This is a genomic window from Prevotella illustrans, from assembly GCF_017426725.1.
In the GTDB taxonomy this organism is placed as follows: domain Bacteria; phylum Bacteroidota; class Bacteroidia; order Bacteroidales; family Bacteroidaceae; genus Prevotella; species Prevotella illustrans.
In genome coordinates, this window is sequence record NZ_JAERMS010000028.1 from 12829 (window position 1) to 39438 (window position 26610).

Genomic DNA, 26610 nt, shown 5'->3' on the forward strand with positions numbered 1-26610 from the left:
TGGTTTTTGGTTTTATAACGCTTGCCTTGTGGTTTCGTTTGTTTTTTACGATGTTATTTCGTATTTTTGCACGCAAATTAATGACTTTATGGACGAAACAAAACTGACCACCCTTCGCACGGAAGGCCTTGTGAAGCGTTATGGCAAACGTACCGTTGCCAATGGCGTGAGTATCAACGTGAAGCAAGGGGAGATCGTGGGACTGCTCGGCCCTAACGGAGCCGGTAAGACAACATCGTTTTATATGACGACGGGTTTGGTAGTTCCTAATGAGGGGCATGTATATCTTGACGACGAGGAGATTACGGAATATCCGGTTTATAAACGTGCACGAGCGGGTATCGGTTATCTGCCGCAGGAGGCCAGCGTGTTTCGCAAGATGAGTGTGGAGGACAATATTATGTCGGTATTGGAGATGACCAAGCTGTCGCACGAAGAGCAGGTGGCCCGTTTAGAGAGCCTGATCAAGGAGTTTCGTCTTAGTAAAGTGCGCAAGAATAAGGGTGATCAGCTTTCCGGAGGCGAACGTCGCCGTACCGAGATCGCACGCTGTCTGGCCATCAGTCCGAAATTCATCATGCTCGACGAGCCGTTCGCGGGCGTCGACCCGATTGCCGTGGAGGATATCCAGCACATCGTGTGGCAGTTGAAATATCGCAATATCGGTATTCTGATAACCGACCATAACGTGCAGGAGACCCTGACGATAACCGACCGTGCCTATCTTTTGTTCGAGGGAAGAATCCTTTTTCAGGGCAAGCCCGAGGAGTTGGCTTCCAATAAAATCGTGCGTGAAAAGTATCTGAGCAATAGTTTTGTCTTGCGCAAGAAAGATTTTCAGATGATCGACGAGGAGCGCCGCGCGCGGGAAGACTAAGATATTTCGTTTAACTTGCCAGCTATCTCTGTGCGAGGTTAAAAACACCAAATTTTATTATATTCCTTTATTATAATTAGGTATTTACGTCAAAAAGCAGTACTTTTGCACACTAATTGTCGTGAGGTCGTATTGTGCCTGCGCATGAGCAATCCAGATTATAATCATAAACTATAAAGTATATATCAGAAATGAACATCTCATTTGAAAATCCCGACAAGATCAACGGTCTGTTGACAATCACTGTCGAAGAAGCTGATTACAAAGATAATGTCGAGAAGACATTGAAGGACTATCGTAAGAAAGCCAATATCCCCGGTTTCCGTCCCGGCATGGTGCCCATGGGCTTGATTAAAAGACAGGTTGGCACTTCCGTAAAGATGGATGCCATCAACAAGTTGGTGGGTGAGCAAATCTACAAGTACGTGCAGGACAACAAAATTCAAATGCTCGGCGAACCTCTTCCTTCAGAGAAGCAGGAAGCACAGGACTTGGAGAAAGAGGCTCCTTACACATTCATGTTTGATATAGCCGTGGCTCCGGAATTCAAGATAGAGCTTAATGGTAAAAACAAAATCGACTATTATAATATCAAAGTTGATGACAAGCTGATCGACCGTCAGGTAGAAATGTTCGCTTCGCGTTCAGGAAGCTATGAGAAAGTGGAGACGTTTGAAGGCAACGATATGCTGAAGGGCGATCTACGCGAGCTTGACGAGCAAGGCAACACGCTTGAAGTCGGTGTGACGGTTGAAGCCGCCGCTATTATGCCTAATTATATAAAGGTGGACGACCAGAAGAAACTTTTCGATGGCGCCAAATTGGGTGATATCATCACTTTCAATCCTCGCAAGGCTTATCCCGATAACGACACGGAAGTGTCTTCGCTGCTCAATGTCGACCGTAACGAGGTTGCCAAGCACACGGGTGACTTCAGCTTCCAGGTGACCGAAATTCAGCGTTATAAGAGTCATGAGGTAAATCAGGAACTTTTTGATCAGGTGTTTGGTAAAGACGTTGTGAAGAGCGAAGAGGAGTTCCGAGGCAAGATTGCTGAAGGCCTAAAGGCGCAACTCGTTACCGACAGCGATTACAGGTTTATTCTCGACGTGCGTGCCTATTGCGAGAAGAAGGTTGGCGAGCTTACCTATCCCGAGGCCTTGCTGAAGCGTGTTATGCTCAACAACAATAAGGAGAGAGGACAGGAGTTTGTAGAAAAGAACTTTGCCAACAGCATAAAAGAACTGACTTGGCACTTGATTAAGGAGCAGTTGGTTGCCGCCCATAATATTAAGGTAGAAGATGCTGACATAAAGGAAGCGGCCAGAGAGACGGCACGCGTGCAGTTTGCCCAGTATGGGATGAACAACGTGCCGGACGATTATGTCAATAACTATGCCGATGAGATGTTGAAGAAACGTGAGAATGTAGACGGTTTCGTAGATCGTGCTATTGATCGCAAGCTGATCGCGGCGTTGAAAGCTGTTGTAAAACTCAATGAAATTGAAATCTCGCTTGATGATTTCAACAAGATGATGGAAGAAACTGAAAAATAATTCAGTTTCATATTGAAAGAAAAATAACGGTTTTTGAAAAAAAACATCTTATAAAAAGAGGTTGTCGACTTTTTTTACTATCTTTGTTCTAATGAAGATTGCAAAAGAGAGGCCGATAACCTCTGTTTTTTATTTGATAACGAAAGGAATTTAGTTTTATGAATGATTTTAGAAAATACGCTACCAAGCATTTGGGAATGAGTAGTATGGCTCTTGATGATGTTATCAAGTCGCAAGCGCAATATCTCAATCCGTATATCCTCGAAGAGCGTCAGCTTAACGTGACGCAGATGGATGTGTTCTCTCGCTTAATGATGGATCGCATCATCTTTCTTGGAACGCAGATAGATGACTATACGGCAAATACATTGCAAGCGCAGTTACTGTATCTGGATTCGGTAGATAATACGAAAGATATATCTATTTATATCAACAGCCCCGGTGGCAGCGTAACGGCCGGATTGGCTATCTATGATACAATGCAATTCATTTCCAGTGACGTGTCGACGATTTGCGTCGGGATGGCCGCGTCTATGGCCGCCGTATTGCTTGTGGCCGGTCAGGAAGGCAAGCGTCAGGCATTGACCCATAGCCGTGTTATGATACATCAGCCGTTGGGCGGTGTTCAGGGACAGGCTTCCGATATTGAAATTGAAGCCCGTGAGATTCAGAAGTTCAAGAAAGAGCTTTATACTATCATAGCGGATCATTCACATACGCCGTTTGATAAGGTGTGGACCGATTCTGACCGTAATTACTGGATGACGGCACAGGAAGCAAAAGATTATGGCATGATAGACGATGTGCTGATTCGGAAGAATAATATTACAAAGGAATAGAGGATGTCAAAGAAAACTTGTAGTTTTTGTGGTAGAAATGAGGATGAGGTTAAGATTCTCATTTCCGGTATTGATGGAGAAATCTGTGAAGATTGCGTCCAGCAGGCGTATCATATTCTTGAAACAGCCGGCGTTCTCGGACCGGAGGCTAATCCGAAAGCGAAGTCAAAGCAGTTCGCGTTGAAGAAAGTACCCAAGCCGAGAGAAATCAAGAAGTATCTTGATGAGTATGTCATCGGGCAGGACGAAGCCAAGCGCTATCTGTCCGTAGCCGTATATAATCATTATAAGCGTTTGCAACAGCCTGTCGATGCCAATGGCGTTGAGATAGAGAAGAGCAATATTATTATGGTGGGCAGTACGGGAACCGGTAAGACACTGATGGCCCGCACGATAGCCAAACTCTTGTCCGTACCATTCACGATTGTCGACGCGACTGTATTTACGGAAGCCGGCTATGTGGGCGAGGACGTGGAGAGTATTCTCAGTCGTTTGCTGCAGGTGGCTGATTATGATTTAGACGCGGCCCAACGGGGTATCGTCTTTATAGACGAAATTGACAAGATAGCGCGCAAGAGTGATAACCCTTCCATCACGCGCGACGTGAGTGGCGAGGGTGTACAGCAAGGTCTGTTGAAACTCTTGGAAGGCACGATGGTGAATGTTCCGCCCAAGGGCGGCCGCAAGCATCCCGATCAGGATTATATTCATGTAGATACACGGAATATATTGTTTATCTGTGGCGGCGCGTTCGACGGTATCGAGCGAAAGATAGCCCAGCGGCTGAATACGCATGTCGTAGGTTTCAATTCCGTACAGAACGTGCGGAATATAGACAAGGGTGACCTGATGCAGTATATCTTGCCGCAAGACTTGAAGTCGTTTGGCCTGATACCGGAAATCATTGGCCGTCTGCCTGTGCTTACTTATCTGAATCCTTTGGACCGAAAAGCATTGCGACGTATCTTGGAAGAGCCAAAGAACTCTATCACTAAACAGTATGTCAAACTGTTTGAAATGGATGGCATAACGCTTACGTTTGATAATGATGTTCTCGATTTCATCGTAGATAAAGCCGTGGAATATAAGCTGGGAGCGCGCGGTCTTCGTTCTATTGTTGAGGCCATCATGATGGATGCCATGTTTGAAATTCCGTCAAAGCGTGCCAAGCAGTTTAAAGTGACCCTCGACTACGCGAAGAGCCAATTGGATAAATCACATTTACAGGAGCGCGAGTCTGCGTGATAGCCTTGTCCGGACAAACTTACAGAGCGATGTCCGGCCATGAAATAACGATTATTACCTGTAGTAGCTCAAATGCTGCTTGTTGATATGGCAAAAGAAGTTAATCTTACCCTGGAATTAAAACACTATTTCGGCTTTGATAAGTTCAAGGGCGATCAGGAAGCCATTATCCGTAATTTGCTGGCCGGCAATGATACTTTCGTATTAATGCCAACCGGCGGAGGTAAGAGCCTTTGCTACCAGTTGCCTTCTTTGATCATGGAAGGTACGGCCATCGTCATATCACCATTGATAGCGCTGATGAAGAATCAGGTAGATGTTATCAATGGCATGAGTGAAGAGTCGGGGGTGGCCCACTATCTGAATTCTTCTTTAAATAAAGCTGCCATTCAACAGGTCATGAAGGATGTGGTAGATGAGAAGACAAAGCTGCTTTACGTGGCTCCGGAATCGCTCAATAAGGATGAGAATGTCGAATTCCTGAAAGGGGTTAAGATTTCTTTTTATGCCATAGATGAAGCCCATTGCATTTCGGAATGGGGACATGATTTCCGTCCGGAGTATCGGAACATTCGCCCGACGATAACAAAGATAGGCAATGCCCCTGTGATTGCGTTGACGGCTACCGCTACGGATAAGGTGCGCTCAGATATCAAGAAGAGCTTGGGCATCAGCGGCGCGCGCGAGTTTAAGAGCTCTTTCAACCGGCCGAACCTTTATTATGAAGTGCGACAGAAGCGTAGCGACAAAGCCACAGATGATGAAATCGTAAAGTTTATTCGTCAGCATCGTGGTAAAAGCGGTATTATTTATTGCCTTTCACGCAAGAAAGTAGAAGAGCTGGCTGCTGTGTTGAAGACTAATGATATCAGCGCGGCGCCTTATCATGCGGGACTTGACAGCGCGACACGCTCACAGACACAAGACGATTTCTTGATGGAACGTATTGATGTTATCGTTGCCACGATTGCTTTTGGGATGGGCATTGATAAACCTGACGTGCGTTTTGTGATTCATTACGACACCCCGAAGAGCTTAGAAGGATATTACCAAGAGACCGGCAGGGCCGGACGCGATGGCGGAGAAGGTATCTGTATCGCGTTTTATCGACAGAAAGATTTGCGCAAGCTCGAGAAATTCATGGAAGGGAAGCCTGTGGCAGAGCAGGATATCGGCAAACAACTGCTGCAGGAAACCGCTGCATACGCGGAATCATCCGTATGTCGCCGCAAGATGTTGCTTCATTATTTTGGTGAAGAATATCCTTTGGATAATTGTCAAAATTGTGATAATTGTCTACACCCCAAGGAGCGAATAGAGGCAGGAAAGGAACTGTCGATCGTGCTGAATGCCATCAAGGCATTGAAAGAAAACTTCCGTACCGAGTATGTGATAGATTTTATCAAGGGGCGAGCAACAGACGATATCGTATCGCACAAGCATGAGCAGCTGGACGAATTCGGAGAGGGCGAAGACGAGAATCCTAAACTCTGGAGTCCCGTGATTCGCCAAGGAATTATCGCCGGCTATATCAAGAAAGACGTAGAGAATTATGGATTGCTAAAGCTTACGGCCGCCGGCAAGCGTTTTATGCAATCGCCCAAGCCATTCATGATTGTCATGGATAATGAGTTTAAGGATAGTGGCGATGACGACGCGGGCGACATGAGCGGAGCGGCTCTCGACGAGACGCTTTGTGCCATGCTACGAGAGCTACGGCGCGATATGGCCCGTAAGCTGCATGTGCCGACATACGTCATCTTCCAAGATGTTTCTTTGGACCAAATGGCCACCATGTACCCCGTTACACTTGAAGAACTTCAGAACATTCAAGGTGTGGGAGCGGGTAAAGCCAAAAGGTATGGCAAAGAGTTCTGTGAATTGATTAAACGCCATTGCGACACGAATGGTATAGAACGTCCTGAAGAGCTAAGAGTGCGTACCGTGCCCAAGAAGTCTGTCGTTAAAGTGAAGATTATTCAGAGCATTGACCGGCAGATTGCGTTGGACGACTTGGCTGAGGCTTTGGGCATGGATTTTAACGAGATTCTTGATGAAATAGACGCCATCGTATATAGTGGTACCAAGCTATGTATAGACTATTTTTTGGAAGAAGTGATGGACGAAGACCATGTAGACGATATATATGAATACTTCCGTGAGAGTGAAACAGACGGGATAGAAGCAGCCTTGACAGAACTTGGTGGAGACTATTCCGAGGAAGAGATTCGATTGGTACGTATCAAATTCATGTCCGAAATGGCCAACTGATGAAAATACGCGAAGCATCTGCTCTTTTGCTTCGCATGTTTTTGTTAATTTCATTTAATTTTATCCTTATTGACAATATAACATTTTCTTTTTCGTTAAAAAACAATTAAATTTGTTACGTTGATCTTTTAGTAGTGTGATTTTGCCCTCAATAGAGTGGAAGAAAACAACTCTTAACCTTTACTCATAGGTAAGCAATACCTAATTTAGCGCATCTGACGGGTTAGGGATCCTTTTTTTTGTCTTTCCCTTATCGTATGTGAAAAAGTAAACGCTTTATTTTCTAATTATAATCTATATGAAAAAACCAACTAACTGTAAACCGCAAAGGAGCTCGAATTCTGTTCTTCACGGGATGAGAGCCCTGAAAATGGTGTCATTGTTTTTAATGGCAGGAATTCCGGCCATCTGTGCCGGCAGTGTAGGTAACAAGACATGGAACACGCCCGGCATCGTGCAACAGCAGCAAGTGGTCAAAGGCCGTGTGATCGACACGGGAGGAGGGGCTTTGATCGGTGTAAGTGTCATGGAGCAAGGGACATCCAATGGCACCGTGACAGACATGGATGGAAATTTCCAGTTGTCCCTGAAAAATCCCAATGCCATGTTGAAATTCAATTATGTGGGCTTCAAACCGGTTGTGTTGAAAGCGCAAAACAACATGACAATCACTTTAAGAGACGAGTTACAAGAACTGAATGAAGTGGTCGTCGTAGGCTATGGCAAACAGAAAAAGGCCGACTTGACAGGTGCCGTTGCCAACGTTGACGTCAGCAGGGCCGTGGGCAGTCGCCCGATTACCGATGTGGCCAAGGCTTTGCAGGGTATCACTCCCGGACTTACGATTACCAACAACATCGGTGGGGTGGGCACGCAGTCCACCATCAAGTTGCGTGGTTCCATCGGCTCGCTGAGCGCTACGGAAGGAACCTCGCCGCTCATCTTGGTCGACAACGTGGAAGTTCCGGATTTGAATCTGATCAATCCCGATGACATTGAGACGATATCCGTGTTGAAAGACGCGGCTTCCGCTTCTATCTATGGAACTCGGGCCGCTTGGGGTGTTATCTTGATAACGACCAAGCAAGGCACTCGTAATGATAAAGTGCAGGTTTCCTATTCTAACAATTTTGCCTGGAGCACGCCTACTAAAATGCCGGAGCTGGCTTCGGCAACAGACAATGCCAAGTTCATTTGGGCCATTATGCAACGCGAAGGATTAACCCAGAAGAGCAATATCGGTTATACCATCGACCAATATGCCATCGACAAAATCAGCAAATGGGAGAACGAATACGGCGGCATGTCGCAAAGCGCGTTGGGCGAGATGCAGGAAGGCCGCGACTTTGAAATCAAAAATGGCAAGACTTACTTCTATCGCTCTTTCGACCCCATTAAGGAATTTACTCGCAAATGGACACCGCAGCAGACCCATAATCTCTCTGTTACCGGCGGAAACAAGAAAACCACCTATAACATCAGTATGAGTTTTCTCGACCAAAAGGGTATCATGAAGTTCAATACCGACCAGTACGAGCGCTTCACGCTGCATAGCAACATCACCACCGCTATCAAGGACTGGTGGAAGGTGCGTACCAATATTCTGCTCACCCGTTCCAAGAACGACCAGCCCTACCGCTTTACTTCCGGTCAGTATGACGCTTGGTTCTATCTGTTGCGTTGGCCTCGTTGGTATCCTTACGCCGACTATCAGGGTAAACCTTTCCGTTCGGCCGTTACGGATATCAAGAATGGCAACCGCGAAAGTCTCACGTCTACCTATCTGCGGGCCAATATTGGTACGGAAATCAATCCTCTGAAAGACCTGGCCATTAATTTCGACTATACTTTCGGCTACATTAACGACTATCAGAAGCGTAACGGCGGTACCGTGATGGCTTACAACATGTTTGTCACGGCACCGTTCAGCAACTACTCTGACATCTATGGAGTAACGCATAACCGGGCTGTCGAGAACAGTAAATATACCCTGCAGAATATTTTCAAGGCCTATGCCACGTACAATTTCAATCTGGAAAAGAAGCACGACTTCAAGCTGATGGCCGGCTTCGACGCCGAAACCCGTGAGCGCTTCTCACACTATTCGGAGCGCAGAGGCCTGATCAGTCAGGACTTACCCGAGATTGCTTTGACCACAGGCGATCAGTATTCGTTCAGCAGCAGCAATTCTTTCCATAACGACTTCGCCGCTGCGGGCTTCTTCGGCCGTGTCAACTACGACTTCATGCAGCGGTATCTCTTGGAAATCAACGCCCGCTATGACGGCTCTTCCCGTTTCCCGAAAGGCAAGAAGTGGGCCTTCTTCCCTTCCGTATCAGCCGGATGGCGCGTGTCGGAAGAAAAGTTTATGGATTGGGCCAAGCCCGCGCTGTCCTATTTGAAACTTCGCGGCTCATGGGGCTCCATCGGTAACCAGGACGTGACGGCCAACTCGTTTATCTCCACCATGAAGTCCGAAACATCGGGATGGGTCGACAAGACCGAACTGATGGCCCTTCAGTCGCCCACCATCATTTCCCCGTCACTCACCTGGGAGCGTGTGACGACACTCGACTTCGGTCTCGACGCCGGTTTCTTCGGCGACGAACTTAACTTCATCTTCGATTATTACCATCGTGTGACCTCCGACATGCACACTGCCGGCGAGTCGCTTCCGGCCACTTTCGGCGCCACCGTGCCTAAAGTGAACTATGGTGAGATGACCGGCAACGGCTTTGAAGTGGGCGTGAACTATCATCACCGGTTCGTCAACGGTCTCACCGTTACGGCCGGCGCGTCGCTCTCACACGTCGTGGAGAAGATTACGAAGTTCAATTCACAAGACCGCAACATCTATGGCAATTACGAAGGCAAGCGTTTAGGCGAAATCTGGGGTTATGAAACCGATCGTCTGTTCCAGAAAGATGACTTCAATGCCGACGGTACGCTCAAGGCCGGCATTCCTTCGCAGAAACTTTTCGAGACCGGTTCGTTCAAGTTTGGCCCCGGCGACGTGAAATACAAGAATCTGGACGACGACGACAGCAAAATCAGTTATGGAAAGAACACCGTCGAAGACCATGGCGACTTGAAAGTCATCGGCAACTCGCTGCCCGACTATGAATACAGCTTCAACCTCGGACTCAACTACAAAGGCTTCGACCTGAGCGCCTTCTTCCAAGGGGTAGGCAAGCACGACTTCTGGGCTTTCGGCTCGGTAGCCATCCCTTCGGGCGGCTCCGGCTACATGGATTCGGCCTTCAAGCATCAGATGGACTACTGGACCGAAAACAATACCGATGCTTTCTATCCGCGCCCGGCCAACACCGCGTGGGTAAGCAACGGCCGGAACTTCCTGCGCCAGACCCGTTATCTCTGCAATATGGCCTACCTGCGCTGCAAAAACCTGACCATCGGCTATACCGTTCCGGCCGTCTTGATGCGTCGCATTTATTTTACCAGCGCACGCGTCTACGTGAGCGCCGAGAATCTCTTCGAGTTCGACCACATGAAGATTCCTGTAGATCCTGAGTCGACCGACTATAAGAACGGTTACGGCAGCGGCTCATGGTCGTTCGGCCGCTCTTATCCATTCTCACGAACCCTGTCTTTCGGCGTTCAATTGGTATTCTAACTTTAAACGCACTTCATCATGAAAACAAAAATATTGACATTGGCAATGCTATCGCTTGCCCTCATTTCATGCGACGACTTTCTGACGCGTGATCCAAAGGATACTGTAAAAGACACTCCTTCTTTCTGGAATTCAGAGTATGGCATCAGGATTTCTGTTCTGGATTATTATACAACCTACTTCCCCGGCTACCGCTCGGGTTGGACAAGAGCCGATAATTTCGCAGAGACGAACGTGGCCGACTGGAATGACGACAACGCCCAGAACAAGGCCACTTTCTTCACGACCGTGGCCCCGACGACCACCACTGCCACTTCCGACTGGAACTTCACGCGTGTACATGGACTCAACCTGCTGATTGAGCGGATCAGCGGCAACACGATGGAGGATGAGCCTAAGAACCACTGGCTGGGCGTGGTCCGCTTCCTGCGGGCCATGGAATATGCCGGCCTCGTTTCCAAGTTTGGCGATGTTCCCTACTATGACACAACGGTGGGCAGCGCTGATTACAAACAGCTTTATCGTGCCCGCGACCCGCGTGCCACCGTCATGGACAAGGTGCTCGACGACTTAAAGTTTGCCACGACCCATATCCGTGTAACCGATGGTACCGCCGGTCTCGTCATCAACCGCGACGTGGCCAATGCCTTTGCCTCACGCATCATGCTCTTCGAGGGCACATGGCAGAAATATCGTGAAAAGAATAACGATTTGGCTAAGAAATACCTGAAGGAAGCCATGGACTTTGCCAAGACGATCATGGATGAAAACAAATACACACTCTGTGATAATTACAAGGCACTGACAACCTCTGTCGACCTGGCCGGTAATCCCGAAATCATCATGTATCGCTCTTACGTGGAGGGTGTCGTCACCCATAGTCTCATGGCTTTCCAGAATACGGAGAAAGAAGAGAGTAGTCCGTCTCGCTCGTTTGTCGACGCCTTCCTCACGAAGAATGGTCTTCCCATCCATCAGGTGGGCAATACCGAGTTCAAGGGCGATACTTGGTATTTTGATGAAATTACCAATCGCGACCCTCGTCTGACCGATAACATCGACGCCACCGGCCTGCAGTTGCCGGGCGTGGCCGGCGTTTCGGCCGCGTCGGGCTACTTTGCCAATCGCTTTGTCAACGAGAGCCTGAAGAATCAAGCCGGCGGCCGGAGCAACACCTGCATCACCGACGCGCCTGTCATGAAGTACAACGAAGTGCTCATGAATTACATCGAGGCCGCCGCCGAGCTGGCCGGTCTGAATGCCTACACGCTGACTCAGGCCGACTTCGACAAGACTATCAACGTGATTCGCGACCGCAAGAGTACGAGCATGCCCCATCTGACGCTGACCGGCAGCAACCTCTCGGTAGGAGGTGTCGTCATCAACGACCCCGACCGTGACGACGACGTGTCGTCCATCCTGTGGGAGATTCGTCGCGAACGCCGCACCGAACTGGCCTACGAAGGCCTGCGCTTCAACGACCTGCGTCGGTGGAGCAAGTTGCAGTATGCCGACATGAATCTCAATCCCAAACTGAACAAGGGCGCATGGCTCGATAAAGACAGGTATGTGGCTTGGTATAACGAGACCAACAAGGCAGCCATTGCCGCCGGGACGATGAAAGCGATCACGCTGGAAAATCTGGAGTCGCTCAATCTCGACCGGTCGGGCAATGCCGGCTATATTGTTCCCATTACCAAAGCGGCCCTGCTGCGTGTCTATGCCGACAAGGATTATCTTTATCCGATACCGCTCGATCAGATAACGCTCTACAAGAGCCGTGGCTATGAGCTGAAGCAGAATCCGGGCTGGTAGCCCTGTTTCTGCAATATGGATTATGCGCCGTGCCGTTTCGGGTGCGGCGCTTTTTTATTTATCTTTCGGTCGTTGCCGAAGTATGGTTTCATAAGCGGTTCGGAATAAGTTTTTATAAAATCAGCAGTGTTTAATGCTTGATTGCCAAGGCGGAACGTGATAAATCACGCCTCTACGGCTGACGCCATGCCGGTTCCCGGTAGACGCAAGTCGGTCTTTAGAGAAGAAAAACTTATTCAGAACCGGCCTTTGATAGGCGCATGGTAAAAAAAACGGACAATACTTGCCGAATTATAAAGGATTGGTTATCTTTGCCGACGTACTCGAAATTTTATCTATTAATCCTCTTTTATTGAAAATGAAATTGCAAATATTTTGGAGAAACCTTCTCTTGCTGCCGGTGTTGGCCCTGTGCTCGTTCCATACGCTGTCGGCGCAGACCAAGGTGTCGGGCAGCGTTGTCGACGAGAGCGGGCAGGCCGTGATGGCTGCCGTCGTCGTGTTGCTGAACGGAAACGATAAGGCCGTGGCGCAGACGGCGGTGACCGACGAGAATGGGCGGTTCGTGCTGACGACCGCACCGGGCACGTATGTTCTCAATATCCGCTACTTGGGCTATGCCGAGGCGTCGCAAAACCTGACGGTGGCGCGCGACATCACCCTGCCCGTCATCAAACTGACACCCGTGGCCACCGATCTGAAAGGCGTCACCGTCACCGCTCGCCAACGCAGGCCGATGACCAAGTCGGTAGACGGCAAGCTGCGGATAGACGTAGCTCGGTCGTATCTGACCGATCTGGGCAATGCCTTAGAGGTATTGAAGCACGCCCCCGGCATATCGGTCAGCCGGGAGGGCGACATCTCCCTGTCGTCGTTGGGCGGCACGGCGCTGTATGTCAACGGCAAGCGGGTGCGCCTGCAGGGCAACGAACTGGCGGCGTATCTGCGCACGCTGTCGGCCGGCAAGATCAAGCGTATCGAGGCTTCGACCATACCCAACGCCCGCTATGAGGCCGACGGCGCCGGTGGCATTATCAATATCGTGCTGAACGCCACGGAAGACGCGGGCTTCTTCATTTCCACCTCGCACGGACTGGCTTATTGGGAGTATTTGCGGACGACCTCCGACCTGGCTCTTTCGCACAATACGGAGAAATGGCAGCTGGGACTGAACTACAGCCACGCCATCGGACATTATGCCATGGGCTACGGCAGCGACCGCGTGCAGGAGGGCGTTCGCAACCTGTCGGTAACCGATGATGTCGACAAGCGGAACACCTTCGCGGGTGGACTGGATGTCGTATGGCAGCCCAACGACCGTCATAAACTGTCGCTCAACGCGTCGGCCAACCTGCTGGGCGGTCCCGGACTGACGCTGACCGAAACACAGGTCTACCATAAGGACGGCACGCCCGACAAGCTGCTGCGGGCCATGAACGATTATCAGAAACAGCGCAACCTGCGCTATGGCGGCAACCTCAGCTACTCGTTTACACCCTCGGAGCGCCACGCGCTGTCGGTGTCGGCCGACTGGATTCGCTTCGAAGGCATGTCGAAATGCCGGCAGCCCAACAGCTATTTCACGCCGCGGCATGCGCTGATTCGCTCGGACATATACTATTCGGAGCCGCATAAGGATATCGATATCTATTCGCTCATGGCCGATTACAAGTATGATACGGGCAAGGGCGGCGAGCAACTCTTAGGCTTTAAGCTGTCGGCCATCCGCAGCAAGAACGATTTCAGGTTTGAAGCCAACAGCCAACTCGACCTGGCCCGCTCCAACCACTTCAATTATAAAGAGAAAAACGCCGAGGCTTACGTTCAGTCTACCTGGCAGTTGGGCAAGTGGCAGTTGAGCGGCGGCCTGCGGTTGGAATACATGTTGACCGACAATCTGCTGCGGCCTTACAACACGGCGTTGGCTGAAGAAACCGACAAGGAGCGTCGGCTGAAGCTGTTTCCAAATCTGTCCGTAGGTTATCGGTTCGGCGAGCAGACCAAACTTTCGGCCCAGTACAGTCGCCGACAGGACAAACCACGCTACGAGGACCTCAATCCCTTTGAGTATCTGCTGGACGAACTGACCTACTGGAAGGGCAATCCCTTTCTCAAGCCGCAGACGGGTGACAAGGTGGCGCTGAACCTTTCGCTGCGCCATCTGTCGGTCAACCTGTCGTACAACCGCCTCAACAATTACTTCACTTCGCTGACCGACGCCTACGGGGATGACAAAGTGGTGATGACGACCAAGAACATCGGCCGGCAGACGCAATGGGGAATGGAAATCGTCTATTCGCGTCGGCTGACCGCCTGGTGGGATATCAATTCCAATGTGGGGCTGTTCCATTTCACCAATCGCCTCGACTATGAGCAATATCGTGAGACCTATCGTCGCCCGTCGCTCACCTTGTCGGTGAGCAACGACGTGTCGCTGCCCGGCAAAATCAAGATGGAACTCTCGGGTCGCTACCGTTCCAAGCGACAGGGTGGCAGCTATGACGTGGCCCGGTCGAGCGGAAGCGTAGACATGGGACTGAACCGTGCCTTCCTGCATGAGCGGCTCCGTCTGTCATTGCTCATGACCGACATCTTCCATACGGAGCGTTGGGACGGCTACGGCCGCAAGGGTACGCTCGACACAACCTCGTGGGGCTACAGCGAGAGCCGCCAAGTCATGCTGCGGGCACGCTATACCTTCGGCAAGCGCAAGTTTAAGGCCCGTGAAACGTCGATAGAGGAAGCCGAGAGGTTGTAGGAAACGGGAAGTCCACTTAGAGAAGCTGGTACAAGTTCTAATTACGCTTCCGTGATTTTGTCAGAAAAAACTACCTGATTTTAACACTTCCGCAACGCTTCATCCAGCTGCCGGCGCGCTGAAAAAACGCTTCGGTTTGCCGATTTTGACACCCTTTTATGTCCAAAGCTATGCTTTTATCGGCTCAAAGCATAGCGATGACGCCGCTAAACCATAGCTTTTAGCCGATGAAAGGGCCACGATTACAGGCTAAAAGCATAGCTATTAAGGGTAAAAAAGCGAGGGAAAAACACCTTAAAAAACTCAATCTATTGATAACCATCACTTTATAAACTTGCTCTACAATCGCTTATTTTCGTCCAAGTCTTTTCTTTTTCAAAATAATGCCACTTTTTTGATGGTATATGTAAAGATAATTCAGGGCGCGGCAGATTTGTCGTTTAATAAAAAAAGATAAGGCAGGGCTATAATCTCCTGCCTTATCTCATCCTATAATTTTCTAAAATTAGTTGGCAATTTATTTAAAAACTATTTTTTTGCCATTGACAATGTATATTCCTTTACCCGGTTTTTCAACCCGACGCCCCTGCAAATCGTACACCGTATGCCGGGCATTCCTCCCTGTTATCTTGTTGATACCCGTTGTATTCTTGACTTTCTTGCCTTTAAAAACGTATTTACTCGTTGTTTTATAATCAAAGGTAAGGTCAAAGTCAAGTTCCAAGGTTCCGTCCTCGTGCACAAAACTTTTATCGTCATCAATGTTGCCGCCAAGCGTTACATTGTGTTTTTTATCCTTTGTAGTAAAGGTATTATAAAGATTACTTTCTAAGTAAATCTGCCATTTCTTATCCTTAGTTTGAGTCTGAGGGTACAGAAGGCAACTCTCGTATGGTATTTTATCAAATGAATATTGACCTATGGTAAAATCCTTGAGAGCCACTACCGTAAACTCCGTTTCACCTTCACTTATTTCTATCGTCACCTTTCTCTTTTGTCCCGGAGTTTTTGCACCAGTCTTTTCATTGACCATTTCATTCGTAGCTTCACCTTCATATATACCATAAACTGCCGGTACAATTTCCGGTTTTTGCCTTTGAGCCATCATCATAGTAACTTGTGCACAGAGCACGAACATGAACATGGAAATCCTGTAAACACTTCTCATAAATTTGTTTTTAATTAAATTATAAATTTTGAATCGCTAAGCATCCGCAAATCTTGATATGATATACATTTTTACGATTTGGGATGCAAAAATGTGGGCCAAAGGTAGATAAATAACGGGATATAATCGTAAAAGATTTTGCAAAAAAATAATAAACGCAGTTGGCAAAGGGCTTCGTTAAATACCATTAAATGAAAATGAAAATTCATTGAAGGCCACTTCCTAAGTGGGAAATTATTGCTATATTTGCACGCAATAAATTTCTAACGTTACAATATGTCATCATTTGTTGCAGATAAGATTGTAATGGACGGCCTTACCTTTGACGACGTCCTTTTGATTCCCGCTTATTCGGATGTGCTACCCAAGACGGTAGAGTTGAAAACACGCTTTTCTCGTAATATCACGCTTAATGTTCCGTTTGTGACGGCCGCCATGGATACCGTTACCGAATCGGCCATGGCGATAGCGATAGCACGGGAAGGGGGCATCGGCGTTATCCATAAGAATATGACGATAGAGGAGCAGGCTCATCAGGTGGCCATCGTGAAGCGTGCCGAGAACGGTATGATTTACGATCCCGTAACCATCCGTCGCGGCAAGACCGTGAAGGATGCTTTGGAAATAATGCACGACTATCATATCGGTGGCATTCCCGTGGTTGACGACGAGAACCATTTAGTGGGTATCGTGACCAACCGTGACCTGCGCTTTGAGCGTCGGCTCGACAAGACGATTGATGAGGTGATGACCTGTGAGAACCTTGTGACCACCCATCAACAGACCGACCTGCAGGCCGCCGCCGCCATCTTGCAGGAAAATAAGATCGAGAAGCTGCCGGTGGTGGATGGCGAAAACCATCTGGTAGGTTTGATTACTTATAAAGATATAACCAAAGCCAAGGACAAACCGATGGCTTGTAAAGACGAGAAAGGCCGTCTCAGAGTGGCCGCGGGCGTAGGCGTTACGGCCGATACGCTGGAGCGGGCCAAGGCTTTGGTTGAGGCCGGGGCCGACGCTATCGTCATTGATACGGCCCACGGACATTCCAAGGGCGTTGTAGAAAAGTTGCGTGAAGTGAAGGCCGCGTTCCCCAACGTGGATGTCGTGGTCGGTAACGTAGCCACAGGAGCCGCCGCTCAAATGCTGGTCGACAATGGTGCCGACGGTATCAAGGTGGGTATCGGTCCGGGTTCTATCTGCACGACGCGCGTGGTTGCCGGTGTCGGCGTTCCGCAGTTGAGTGCCGTTTACGACGTATATTCTACACTGAAGGGTACAGGTGTGCCTTTGATTGCCGATGGTGGTTTGCGCTATTCGGGCGACATTGTGAAGGCTTTGGCCGCCGGTGGCAGCTGTGTCATGATAGGTTCGCTCGTAGCGGGTACGGAGGAAAGTCCCGGCGACACCATCATCTTCAACGGTCGTAAGTTCAAGAGCTATCGCGGCATGGGCTCTTTGGAAGCCATGGAGCAGAAGAATGGCTCGAAGGACCGCTATTTCCAGGGCGACACCAAAGACGTGAAGAAGCTCGTGCCGGAAGGCATTGCCGGTCGTGTGCCTTACAAAGGTACCGTTCAGGAGGTCATCTATCAGTTGACGGGCGGTCTGCGCTCGGGTATGGGTTATTGTGGGGCCGCCACTATCGAGCGTCTGCACGACGCCAAGTTTACCCGTATCACGAATGCCGGCGTATTGGAGAGCCATCCTCACGATATTACCATTACCAGTGAGGCGCCCAACTATTCGCGTCCGGAGTAATCGATGAAAGCGCGCCGGAAATATATCGCACTGTTACTTGCCATGCTCTTTTGTGAGAGCATGGCTTTTGGTCAAAACGACGATCCGGTTGTTATGCGGGTTAATGGCAGACCGGTCCTTCGGTCGGAATTTTTCTATTGCTATCGACAAGGCAATGTGTCCAATCGCTTGAGCTTGGCGCTGTATATCGATCGGTTTATAGATTACAGGCTCAAGGTGGAAGCGGCCATGGCGGCACATTTGGATATACAAACGGCGACGAACGATATGGAAGCTCTCCGGGCACATTCCTCTCTTGCGGATTTCGAACCCGAGGCCCGTCAATATTATGATACGCTCAGGCGGCGTGTGGAAGCAAAAGGCGGATTGGTAAAACCTGCCCAGATTCTGATAAGACTGGGCCAACGGGCCGGCAAGCAGACGATTGCCCAGGCAAGGATGAAGATCGATTCTCTTTATAGCGCTTTGCGACAGGGAGCTGATTTCGCAACGATGGCACGACGTTTTTCGCAAGATACCCTGTCGGCGCAAAACGGTGGCGAGATGGGATGGATTGAACGGGGCACCGGTTTGAAAGAATTTGAAGATGTGGCTTTCGCATTGCATAAAGGCGAGATGAGCCGACCTTTCGAATCTCCCGAGGGCTATCATATCCTATTGTTGAAGGACAAATGCGGCTTCTTGCCTTATGATACTTTAAAAGATGAATTGCTGTCTTTGGTCGACTTGCAACATTTGAGAGACAAGATCAAGCAGATGGACGGAAACGCGCGAAAGTCGGTGGCGGGAATTTCCTCGCCCATTATTCAACAAAAAGACAAAGAGCCGATAAGCCCCGAGACCTCGCGGAATCTGTTGGCTGCGAAGGTTAACCGGGAGAGCCGAATGGCCTATGCCATCACCCGACGTGAGATAGGAGACAGGGCTGTAGAAGATGAGGCAGGCTTGGAACGCTTCTTTCAAAAGAACAAGAAGAATTACCGCTGGACGCAGCCCAGATTTTACGGCGTTGCTTATACGGCGAAAGATAAAAAGGAAATAAAAGCTGTAAGAAAAGCGCTTAAAGGACTTGATGTTACAAAATGGAAAGAGGTGATTCAATCCGCTTTCAATCGCGAAACCGAACATCCTATATCGGCCGCGGTAGGTTTATTCAGGCAAGGAGATAATATGATTGTGGATCAGCTGGTGTTTAAAACGGGCATTGCGCCACAACAGGATGATTCTTACATTGCTGTCTATGGCAAGAAACATTCTGCTCCCAAAAGTTTGAATGAGGTCAGAACTTTAGTTCAGGCCGATTATCAGGAAGCATTAGAAAAGGAGTGGGTACGGTCACTCCGTCAAAAATATCAGGTAGAGGTCTATCGCGACGCTATCTTTCAAAATGAAAATAATTGATTATGAACAAAGGCTATAAACTCTTTTTAGGCTTTATTTTCCTGCTGCTTATGGCAGGGATGACCGCAAAGGCTGATAAGTCGATCATGCGTAAAGTAGTGGCGGACAAAGACACTACAGTTCAAACCAAGGAATATAATGTACCCGAGGGTAGCATTGTAGACGAAGTGATTTGGGTGGTGGGCGATCAGCCTATCCTGAAGTCGGATGTCGAGAATATGCGTATGCAAGCGGAGATGGAAGGCATGAAGTGGAATGGTGATCCGGATTGTGTTATTCCTGAACAGCTGGCCGTACAGAAATTGTATCTTCACCAGGCCGAACTCGACTCTGTGGAAGTGACCGAAGGTGAAGTCAATACCCGTGTGGAGCAGCAAATCAACTATATGATTAATGTCATCGGCTCGCGCGAGAAATTGGAAGAGTATCACAAGAAAAGCGTTACCCAGCTGCGACAGGAAATGCATGATGAGGTAAAGAATCATCAGTTGATTGAGAAAATGCGTCAGAAGTTGGTAGAGAATATCGCTGTGACACCCAGTGATGTACGTAAGTATTTTGAAAAGCTGCCCGAAGACAGTCTGCCGTTTGTTCCGACATCGGTAGAGGTAGAAATCATTACACGCCAACCGAAGATCGCGCAGGAGGAAGTCAACAGGGTGAAAGGCCTGTTGCGCGAATATACGGATCGTGTGACGAAGGGTGAAACCAGTTTTGCCACATTGGCTCGTCTCTATTCCGAAGATCCGGGATCAGCCCGCACGGGTGGCGAGATGGATTATGTCGGTCGTGGCATGCTTGATCCTGCTTTTGCCGGTGTCGCTTTCAACCTGACTGATCCGAAGAAGATCTCTAAGATCGTGGAAACAGAATTTGGCTACCATATTATCCAGTTGATCGATAAGCGCGGTGACAAGATTAAGGTTCGCCATATCCTGCTGAAGCCGAAGGTTTCGGACGCGGCCATTCAAGCGGCAAAATTGCAGCTCGATTCTATCACGGGGGATATACGGAATAAGAAATTCTCTTTTGAAGAGGCAGCTACATTCCTTTCTGATGACAAAGATACCAAGAGTAATCATGGATTGATGGCTTATAACGATGTGCAGAATCAGAGTATGACATCGAAGTTTGAAATGAAGAATCTGCCTTCGGAAATAGCGCTTGTCGTTGACACGATGAAAGTTGGTGAGATCTCCGCGCCTTTTGAGATGGTCAATGCCAAAGGAAAAAAAGTGGTAGCGGTGGTTAAACTTCGTAACCGAATTGATGGACATAGAGCGAAGATAACGGAAGATTACCAGGTGATGCAAAATGTTGTTTTGGCTAAAGAGCGTGAGAAAAAGTTGCACGACTGGGTTGTTGACAAGATCAAGCATATTTATGTCAAGATGAGTGACCGCTATAAAGACTGCAAGTTTGAATATCAAGGTTGGGTTAAATGACAGGATTTAAAGATATCGTAAAAGATTACGGTGGGCATAGGGTTATCTTTGGAGTAATTCTATGCCTCTTTGGACTTCTGATATTGCCGATTGGAGCTGTGGCCCAAGGCCGCAAGCCGAAGGCGAAGCAGGACCCCAAAGTGTATCTGATACATGCGGATATCTTGAGATATGACATCTATGGTCCTACGCCCGACGCCCAGATAGTGAAAGGTAAAGTTCATTTTATGCATCAAGGCGCCCAGCTATGGTGCGACAGTGCCTATTTTTATCAAGAGACCAATGCCGTAAAAGCTTTCGGCCATGTGCGCTTCAAACAGGCCGATATGACACTTACCTGTCAGTGGGCCCATTATGACGGACAGACACAGCAGATGTTTGCGCGGGAAAATGTAGTTATGAAACGAGGAAAGCAGACGCTTTATACGGATAGCTTGAATTATGACCGCCTTTATGATTACGCGTATTTCTTCGAAGGTGGTCGGCTGATTGACGGAAAAGATAAGTTGATAGCCGACTGGGGGGAGTATAATACTAAGACTCGTGAAGCTATATTTTATTATAATGTAAAAATGTATAGCGATAACCGTCTGATCAAAACGGACGAGTTGCATTATGATCGTGAACGATCAAGGGCACATGTCGTTGGTCCGTCAACGATCACGCAGCGTAATAGTATTATCCATACGACAGACGCGTATTTTAATACCTTAACCGATAATTCTGAACTCTTTGCCCGTTCGACAATAGAGGATGAAAACCGAACGATAACAGGTGACAGCTTGTATTACGATAAAAAGAGCGGACTGGCACGGGGCTACGGCAACGTGATTTACGTGGATAAGAAAAATAAGAACGAGCTGCATTGCGGGCGGATGCGTTATAATGAGAAGACCGGCAGAGGATGGGCTACGGTCAATGCCCTTGCCAAAGACTATTCGCGTAAAGATACGCTTTATGTGCACGCGGACTCGATGAAAATATACACTTTTCATATTAATACGGATTCCGTTTATCGCAAGGTTCATTGTTTTGATCATGTAAAGGCTTTTCGTGTGGATGTACAGGCTGTATGCGATTCTATGGTTATCAATACGAAAGACTCATGTATGACGATGTATCGGGACCCAATCGTTTGGAATGGAGGTCGCCAGTTGTTGGGTGAACGGATTGACGTGTATATGAATGATAGTACGATCCGTTATGCCAAAGTGACCAATCAAGCGCTTTCGGTAGAATTGTTACCCGATAAGAAACATTATAATCAGGTGTCATCCAAAGTGATGGACGCCACATTTGATAATGGGGTGGCACGCTTTTCCCAGGCCATAGGTAATGTGAAAAGTATCTATTATCCGCAAGAAGAGAATGACTCTTCATTGATGTCGTTGGTCTATATGGAAACCGACACCATGAAAATGTATATGTCTCCACAACGGAAACTTGAACGGATATGGACTCCAAAGAACAATGGAACTTGGTATCCCATCACGCAGATTCCTCCCGATAAGTATAAATTACCGGAATTTGCCTGGTTTGAGGAACTTCGTCCGACAGATCCTGCAGATGTCATGAACTGGCGTGGTAAAGGGGGAGACCAGATATTGAAAGTCATTAAGCGTCATGAAGCGCCACTTCAAAAACTCGATCGACAATGAGTCTGTGGAAACAACCTCGCCCTCGTGGCTTTCATCATGAGTTTATCTATGTAGATGAGCGTAAAGAACGGCTTCGGAAGATAGAGGATCGGGCTAAGGCAGAGTTGGGACAAGCCCAACCTTCTGCTCGTCAATCGAGATTACCTAAAGGTATTTTCAATTCGGTAGCCCGTAATACGGCCCATTGCCGGTCAAAGGTTTTGTTAAGGCATATAGTCATAAATCTTTTTTTGTTGGTCGCTATTTTGATAGTTTTAATGATCGTACTTGTTTATTTGATGTAAACCAGAGAGAACATGAGCGATATCATACAATTATTACCGGATACAGTCGCAAATCAGATTGCTGCCGGTGAAGTGATTCAGAGGCCGGCTTCGGTCGTCAAGGAATTGGTAGAAAATTCCGTTGACGCGGGTGCTACGCATATTGATGTGTTGGTGATAGATGCCGGTCGTACATCTATTCGGGTGATTGACGATGGGAAAGGAATGAGCGAGACTGACGCACGTTTGTCCTTTGAGCGGCATGCGACGTCTAAAATCAGAACAGCCGATGATCTGTTTGCCCTTCATACGATGGGATTTAGGGGAGAAGCGTTGGCCTCGATTGCTGCCGTTGCCCAAATAGAACTGAAAACGCGGCAGCAGGATGAAGAGGTTGGAACACAATTGACGATTTCCGGAGGAAAATTTGTGGACCAGCAGCCTTGTTCTTGTCAGGTAGGTTGTGATTTTTCGGTTGAAAATATTTTTTTCAATGTGCCGGCACGCCGTAAGTTCTTGAAATCAAATACTACGGAACTGAATAATGTGATAACGGCGTTCGAACGTATCGTATTGGTTTATCCGCAGATTTCATTTCGTTTTTTTAGTAATGGCGTCGAGATGTATAATCTGAAACAAGGCAGTCTGCGTCAGCGTATCGTTGATGTATTTGGCAAACGGTTGAACCAAGATCTTTTGCCGTTGGATATAGATACGTCTATGTGCAAGATTTTTGGATTTGTAGGTAAGCCTGAAGCTGCCAAGAAAAAAGGCGTTAAGCAGTTTTTCTTCGTCAATGGCCGCTATATGAAGCATCCTTATTTTCATAAGGCTGTCATGACAGCCTACGAACGTTTGATACCGGTAGGTGAGCAGATACCTTATTTTATATATATAGAGGTGAATGCCGAGGATATCGACGTAAATATCCATCCTACGAAAACAGAGATTAAGTTTGAGAATGAGCAGGCTTTATGGCAGATTATTATGGCTACTGTCAAGGAGGCAGTAGGGATGTTCAATGAGGTTCCGACTATAGATTTCGATGTGGAAGGCCGTCCTGACATTCCTGTTTTTAACCCTACGTCTCAAGTGTCGACGCCCAAAGTGCGGTATAATCCTGATTACAATCCCTTTAAAACTCCTTCGGAAACATTTTGCGGAAAAACGCCTGATAATTGGGAAGAGTTGTATAGTGGCATTCGCCCGGACGAAGAAACAGAAGGAGAAATCATTTTTTCGAAAATGAGCAGGCCGGAAATGTCTGCCGGTTCTTCTGCAAACCTTGGCAGTCCGGACGAAGAACCGGATGAAAAGTCATCGCAACATTACCAATATAAAGGACAGTATATATTGACTGCGGTGCGATCCGGTTTGATGATTATTGATCAGCATCGTGCACATGTGCGAGTTCTTTACGAAGATTATCTTCATACATTGGCCGTTCGTCCAATGGATTCACAGCGTGAGCTGTTCCCCTCACTGCTGCAACTTACCCCTGTAGAAGCTTCAACATTGCGGCAGATTATGCCGGAAATCATAAACTTTGGTTTCGAACTGACCGAAATGGGGGGCGATAGTTTTGCGATTAATGCCGTTCCTGCCGGTTTGGATGGACTTAAGCCTGCGTCGGTTATCCGTGATATGTTGGCTTCGGCAGCAGAATATGTGTCGGAAGTGCGCGATGAAATCAATCAAGCACTGGCTTTGAGTATGGCTCAGAATGCGGCGATACCGGTTGGTCAAGTTCTTTCGAACGAAGAAATGGACCATTTGCTGACGCGCTTGTTCGCTTGTACCAATGTGAACTATACTCCTGATCGTAAAAAAATACTGGCAATTTTTCCGCAAACTGATATTGAACACTTGTTAAATTAATATGATTTTGCGATATTAAAGGCGTATTTTAGGGTTAATTGCTTGTTTTATAGCAAAATATGAGGTTAAAATAACGTTTTTTGAAGTAATTTTGAAACATATTTGAAAATAATTATTAACTTTGTGGCGTTATAGTAATATGAGGATCTTCATCAGTGGTCGTGTTTTAATTTAAAAATCAAGTTTTATATATAAATACAATTAAATTATGAAAAAGTTTTTAATGTTGCTGGCTTTTGCTAGTGTTTCAATGTTATCTTTTGCTCAGGATACTGATCCTGTAGAAAAGTATAGCGTTGCTACAAACTCTTTTTGGAGTAACTGGTTTATCCAGGTAGGTGGTGATTTCAACTCTTGGATTTCAAATGAAGAACATAGTCGTGATTTGAATAATGGCGATCATTTTGGTCTGTTCTCTGGAAAGCGTACAACTTTCGGTGGTTCTGTTGCAATCGGTAAGTGGTTTACCCCGGGCCTCGGTCTTCGTACAAAAATACAGGCTTGGAATGGAAAGAAAGTTAATAGCTCTAATCCTGAAACATTTAAGTTCTGGATGGTTCATGAACATATTATGTTCAACTTGAGCAACCTCCTTTATGGTTACAATCCTAACCGTGTTTGGAATCTGATTCCATTTGCAGGTGGTGGTATTGGCCGTACAATGAGTTCAAATCGTTACGCAATGATCTTAGGTGTTGGTTTGCAGTCTTCATGGCGTTTGAGCAAGCACGTTAATTTCTATCTTGAAGGAGGTTGGAACCGTGCGGAAGAAGATCTCGATGGTGATTGGAGCAGCACGATGCGGGATAACCGCGGTTGGGAAAGCAAGGATAACCAACTCTATGCAGAAGTTGGTTTGACATTCAATCTTGGTAAGGCTACTTGGAAGAAGACTCCGGATGTAGATGCTATCAAGGCTCTCTCGCAGTCTCAGATTGACGCACTGAGTGCACAGCTTAATGATGCTAATGCGGAGAATGAACGTCTCAAGGAAATGCTTGCTAACCAGAAGCCGGCTGAAGTTCAGGTTGTTAAAGAATTTGCTTCTGTTCCAATTTCTGTATTTTTCAATCTCGACAAATCAAAGATTGCTTCAAGAAAGGATCTCGTAAATGTTGGGGCTGTAGCTAAATATGCTAAGGAAAATAACTGCAATATTCTTGTAACAGGTTATTGCGATAGCGCTACTGGCTCAGTTAAGTACAATCAGGGCCTTTCTGAGCGTCGTGCTAACAGAGTGGCTGATGAACTTGTTAAGTTGGGTGTAGATCGTGATAGAATCCAGACAAGGGCTAATGGTGGTGTTGATGATCTTTCTCCTGTATCATTCAACCGTCGTGCTACTATCGAGGTTACTAAATAGGCAATTAATTTAGGTTCGTTATATGGCTCTGACCTGTTTTGGTCAGGGCCTTTTTATTTATGGAGTCTTTTTCTTCGTTGATACGAAACACATTTTGAATAGTAAAAGTGTTTGTCTTGTACAGAGAATAAAATATCCTCAATGACCCCATTATTGTCCTAAATAAATTTTAGACACGCTCACAGAAAATCAATACCCTCATTCTATAGAGCCACAGTGTCCTAATTCTTTTTTTTGACACAAAGACATAAGGACAATATTCTCAATGAATATATTTTTTGTCCAATTGTTTGGTGTATTCAAAAATATTAGTTACTTTTGCGTTCGCTTTACAAAGGTAAGGGCGTTTAGCTCAGCTGGTTTAGAGCATCTGCCTTACAAGCAGAGGGCCGGCGGTTCGAATCCGTCAACGCCCACAAAGGGGTGTTTCCCTGTAGTCTTTCGAGATTGCAGGGATTTTTTATATCCTGACTTTTTTACGTTTTTGAAGCTGCCATGCTTTTCCGAGGACTCATGACTCGGTGGAAAAACACGGCTTAGTAGACTTGTCGTAAGGACATTTTTTTTGACACAAAGACATAAGGACATATTTTTTTTCATGCGGTTTTTAAGGACATAAAGACATTATTGCTGTCCGGTAAAACTTAAATAGCATAGATATCCTTTCGGAATTGCCTT

Annotated in this window: 15 protein-coding genes and 1 tRNA gene; 15 read left to right on the forward strand and 1 reads right to left on the reverse strand. The window is 47.3% G+C overall.

Annotation, left to right across the window (positions count from 1 at the left end; all coding sequences use genetic code 11):
- The first annotated feature begins 88 nt into the window (after positions 1-88).
- The 8 genes from lptB to JHU38_RS08705 all read left to right on the forward strand — a co-directional run bounded on the left by lptB (position 89) and on the right by JHU38_RS08705 (position 14995).
- On the forward strand, positions 89-877 hold the full coding sequence (gene lptB / locus JHU38_RS08670; protein WP_107582132.1) for an LPS export ABC transporter ATP-binding protein: 789 nt from the start codon (positions 89-91) through the stop codon (positions 875-877).
- Between the two features lie 191 nt (positions 878-1068).
- The gene (gene tig / locus JHU38_RS08675; protein WP_107582133.1) at positions 1069-2433 is read left to right on the forward strand and encodes a trigger factor; all 1365 of its coding nucleotides are present in this window, start codon (positions 1069-1071) and stop codon (positions 2431-2433) included.
- 158 nt (positions 2434-2591) lie between these two features.
- Positions 2592-3272 (forward strand): ATP-dependent Clp endopeptidase proteolytic subunit ClpP, encoded by a 681-nt coding sequence (gene clpP / locus JHU38_RS08680; protein ID WP_107582134.1) that lies wholly within the window; start codon positions 2592-2594, stop codon positions 3270-3272.
- Between the two features lie 3 nt (positions 3273-3275).
- Positions 3276-4517 carry an ATP-dependent Clp protease ATP-binding subunit ClpX gene (clpX, locus tag JHU38_RS08685; RefSeq protein ID WP_107582135.1) on the forward strand — a complete coding sequence of 414 codons (1242 nt, stop codon included), beginning with the start codon at positions 3276-3278 and terminating at the stop codon, positions 4515-4517.
- Between the two features lie 87 nt (positions 4518-4604).
- Positions 4605-6788, forward strand: coding sequence for a DNA helicase RecQ (recQ, locus tag JHU38_RS08690; RefSeq protein ID WP_107582412.1), 2184 nt, complete (start codon positions 4605-4607; stop codon positions 6786-6788).
- 388 nt (positions 6789-7176) lie between these two features.
- On the forward strand, positions 7177-10422 hold the full coding sequence (locus tag JHU38_RS08695) for a SusC/RagA family TonB-linked outer membrane protein (protein WP_232369904.1): 3246 nt from the start codon (positions 7177-7179) through the stop codon (positions 10420-10422).
- Between the two features lie 18 nt (positions 10423-10440).
- Positions 10441-12237, forward strand: a complete 1797-nt coding sequence (locus JHU38_RS08700) for a RagB/SusD family nutrient uptake outer membrane protein (protein ID WP_107582137.1) — start codon at positions 10441-10443, stop codon at positions 12235-12237.
- A gap of 358 nt (positions 12238-12595) precedes the next feature.
- Complete coding sequence (locus JHU38_RS08705) at positions 12596-14995, forward strand: outer membrane beta-barrel protein (protein WP_107582138.1); 2400 nt, start codon at positions 12596-12598, stop codon at positions 14993-14995.
- 517 nt (positions 14996-15512) lie between these two features.
- Here JHU38_RS08705 and JHU38_RS08710 read toward each other — a convergent pair.
- A complete protein-coding gene (locus tag JHU38_RS08710) occupies positions 15513-16106 on the reverse strand; it encodes a hypothetical protein (RefSeq protein ID WP_232369905.1) in 594 nt (197 codons plus the stop codon).
- 333 nt (positions 16107-16439) lie between these two features.
- Between JHU38_RS08710 and guaB the strand changes: the two genes are divergently transcribed.
- The 7 genes from guaB to JHU38_RS08745 all read left to right on the forward strand — a co-directional run bounded on the left by guaB (position 16440) and on the right by JHU38_RS08745 (position 26348).
- Positions 16440-17924, forward strand: a complete 1485-nt coding sequence (gene guaB / locus JHU38_RS08715) for an IMP dehydrogenase (protein ID WP_107582140.1) — start codon at positions 16440-16442, stop codon at positions 17922-17924.
- Between the two features lie 60 nt (positions 17925-17984).
- Positions 17985-19325 carry a peptidylprolyl isomerase gene (locus JHU38_RS08720; protein ID WP_158267304.1) on the forward strand — a complete coding sequence of 447 codons (1341 nt, stop codon included), beginning with the start codon at positions 17985-17987 and terminating at the stop codon, positions 19323-19325.
- Between the two features lie 2 nt (positions 19326-19327).
- Complete coding sequence (locus JHU38_RS08725; RefSeq protein WP_107582142.1) at positions 19328-20770, forward strand: peptidylprolyl isomerase; 1443 nt, start codon at positions 19328-19330, stop codon at positions 20768-20770.
- Positions 20767-22428 (forward strand): OstA-like protein, encoded by a 1662-nt coding sequence (locus JHU38_RS08730; protein WP_107582143.1) that lies wholly within the window; start codon positions 20767-20769, stop codon positions 22426-22428. The genes JHU38_RS08725 and JHU38_RS08730 overlap by 4 nt, the downstream gene beginning before the upstream one ends.
- Before the next feature lie 296 nt (positions 22429-22724).
- Positions 22725-24569, forward strand: coding sequence for a DNA mismatch repair endonuclease MutL (mutL, locus tag JHU38_RS08735; protein ID WP_107582145.1), 1845 nt, complete (start codon positions 22725-22727; stop codon positions 24567-24569).
- A 208-nt stretch (positions 24570-24777) separates the two neighbouring features.
- Complete coding sequence (locus JHU38_RS08740; protein WP_107582146.1) at positions 24778-25932, forward strand: OmpA family protein; 1155 nt, start codon at positions 24778-24780, stop codon at positions 25930-25932.
- 341 nt (positions 25933-26273) lie between these two features.
- A tRNA-Val gene (locus tag JHU38_RS08745) sits at positions 26274-26348 on the forward strand.
- Positions 26349-26610: the final 262 nt, after the last annotated feature.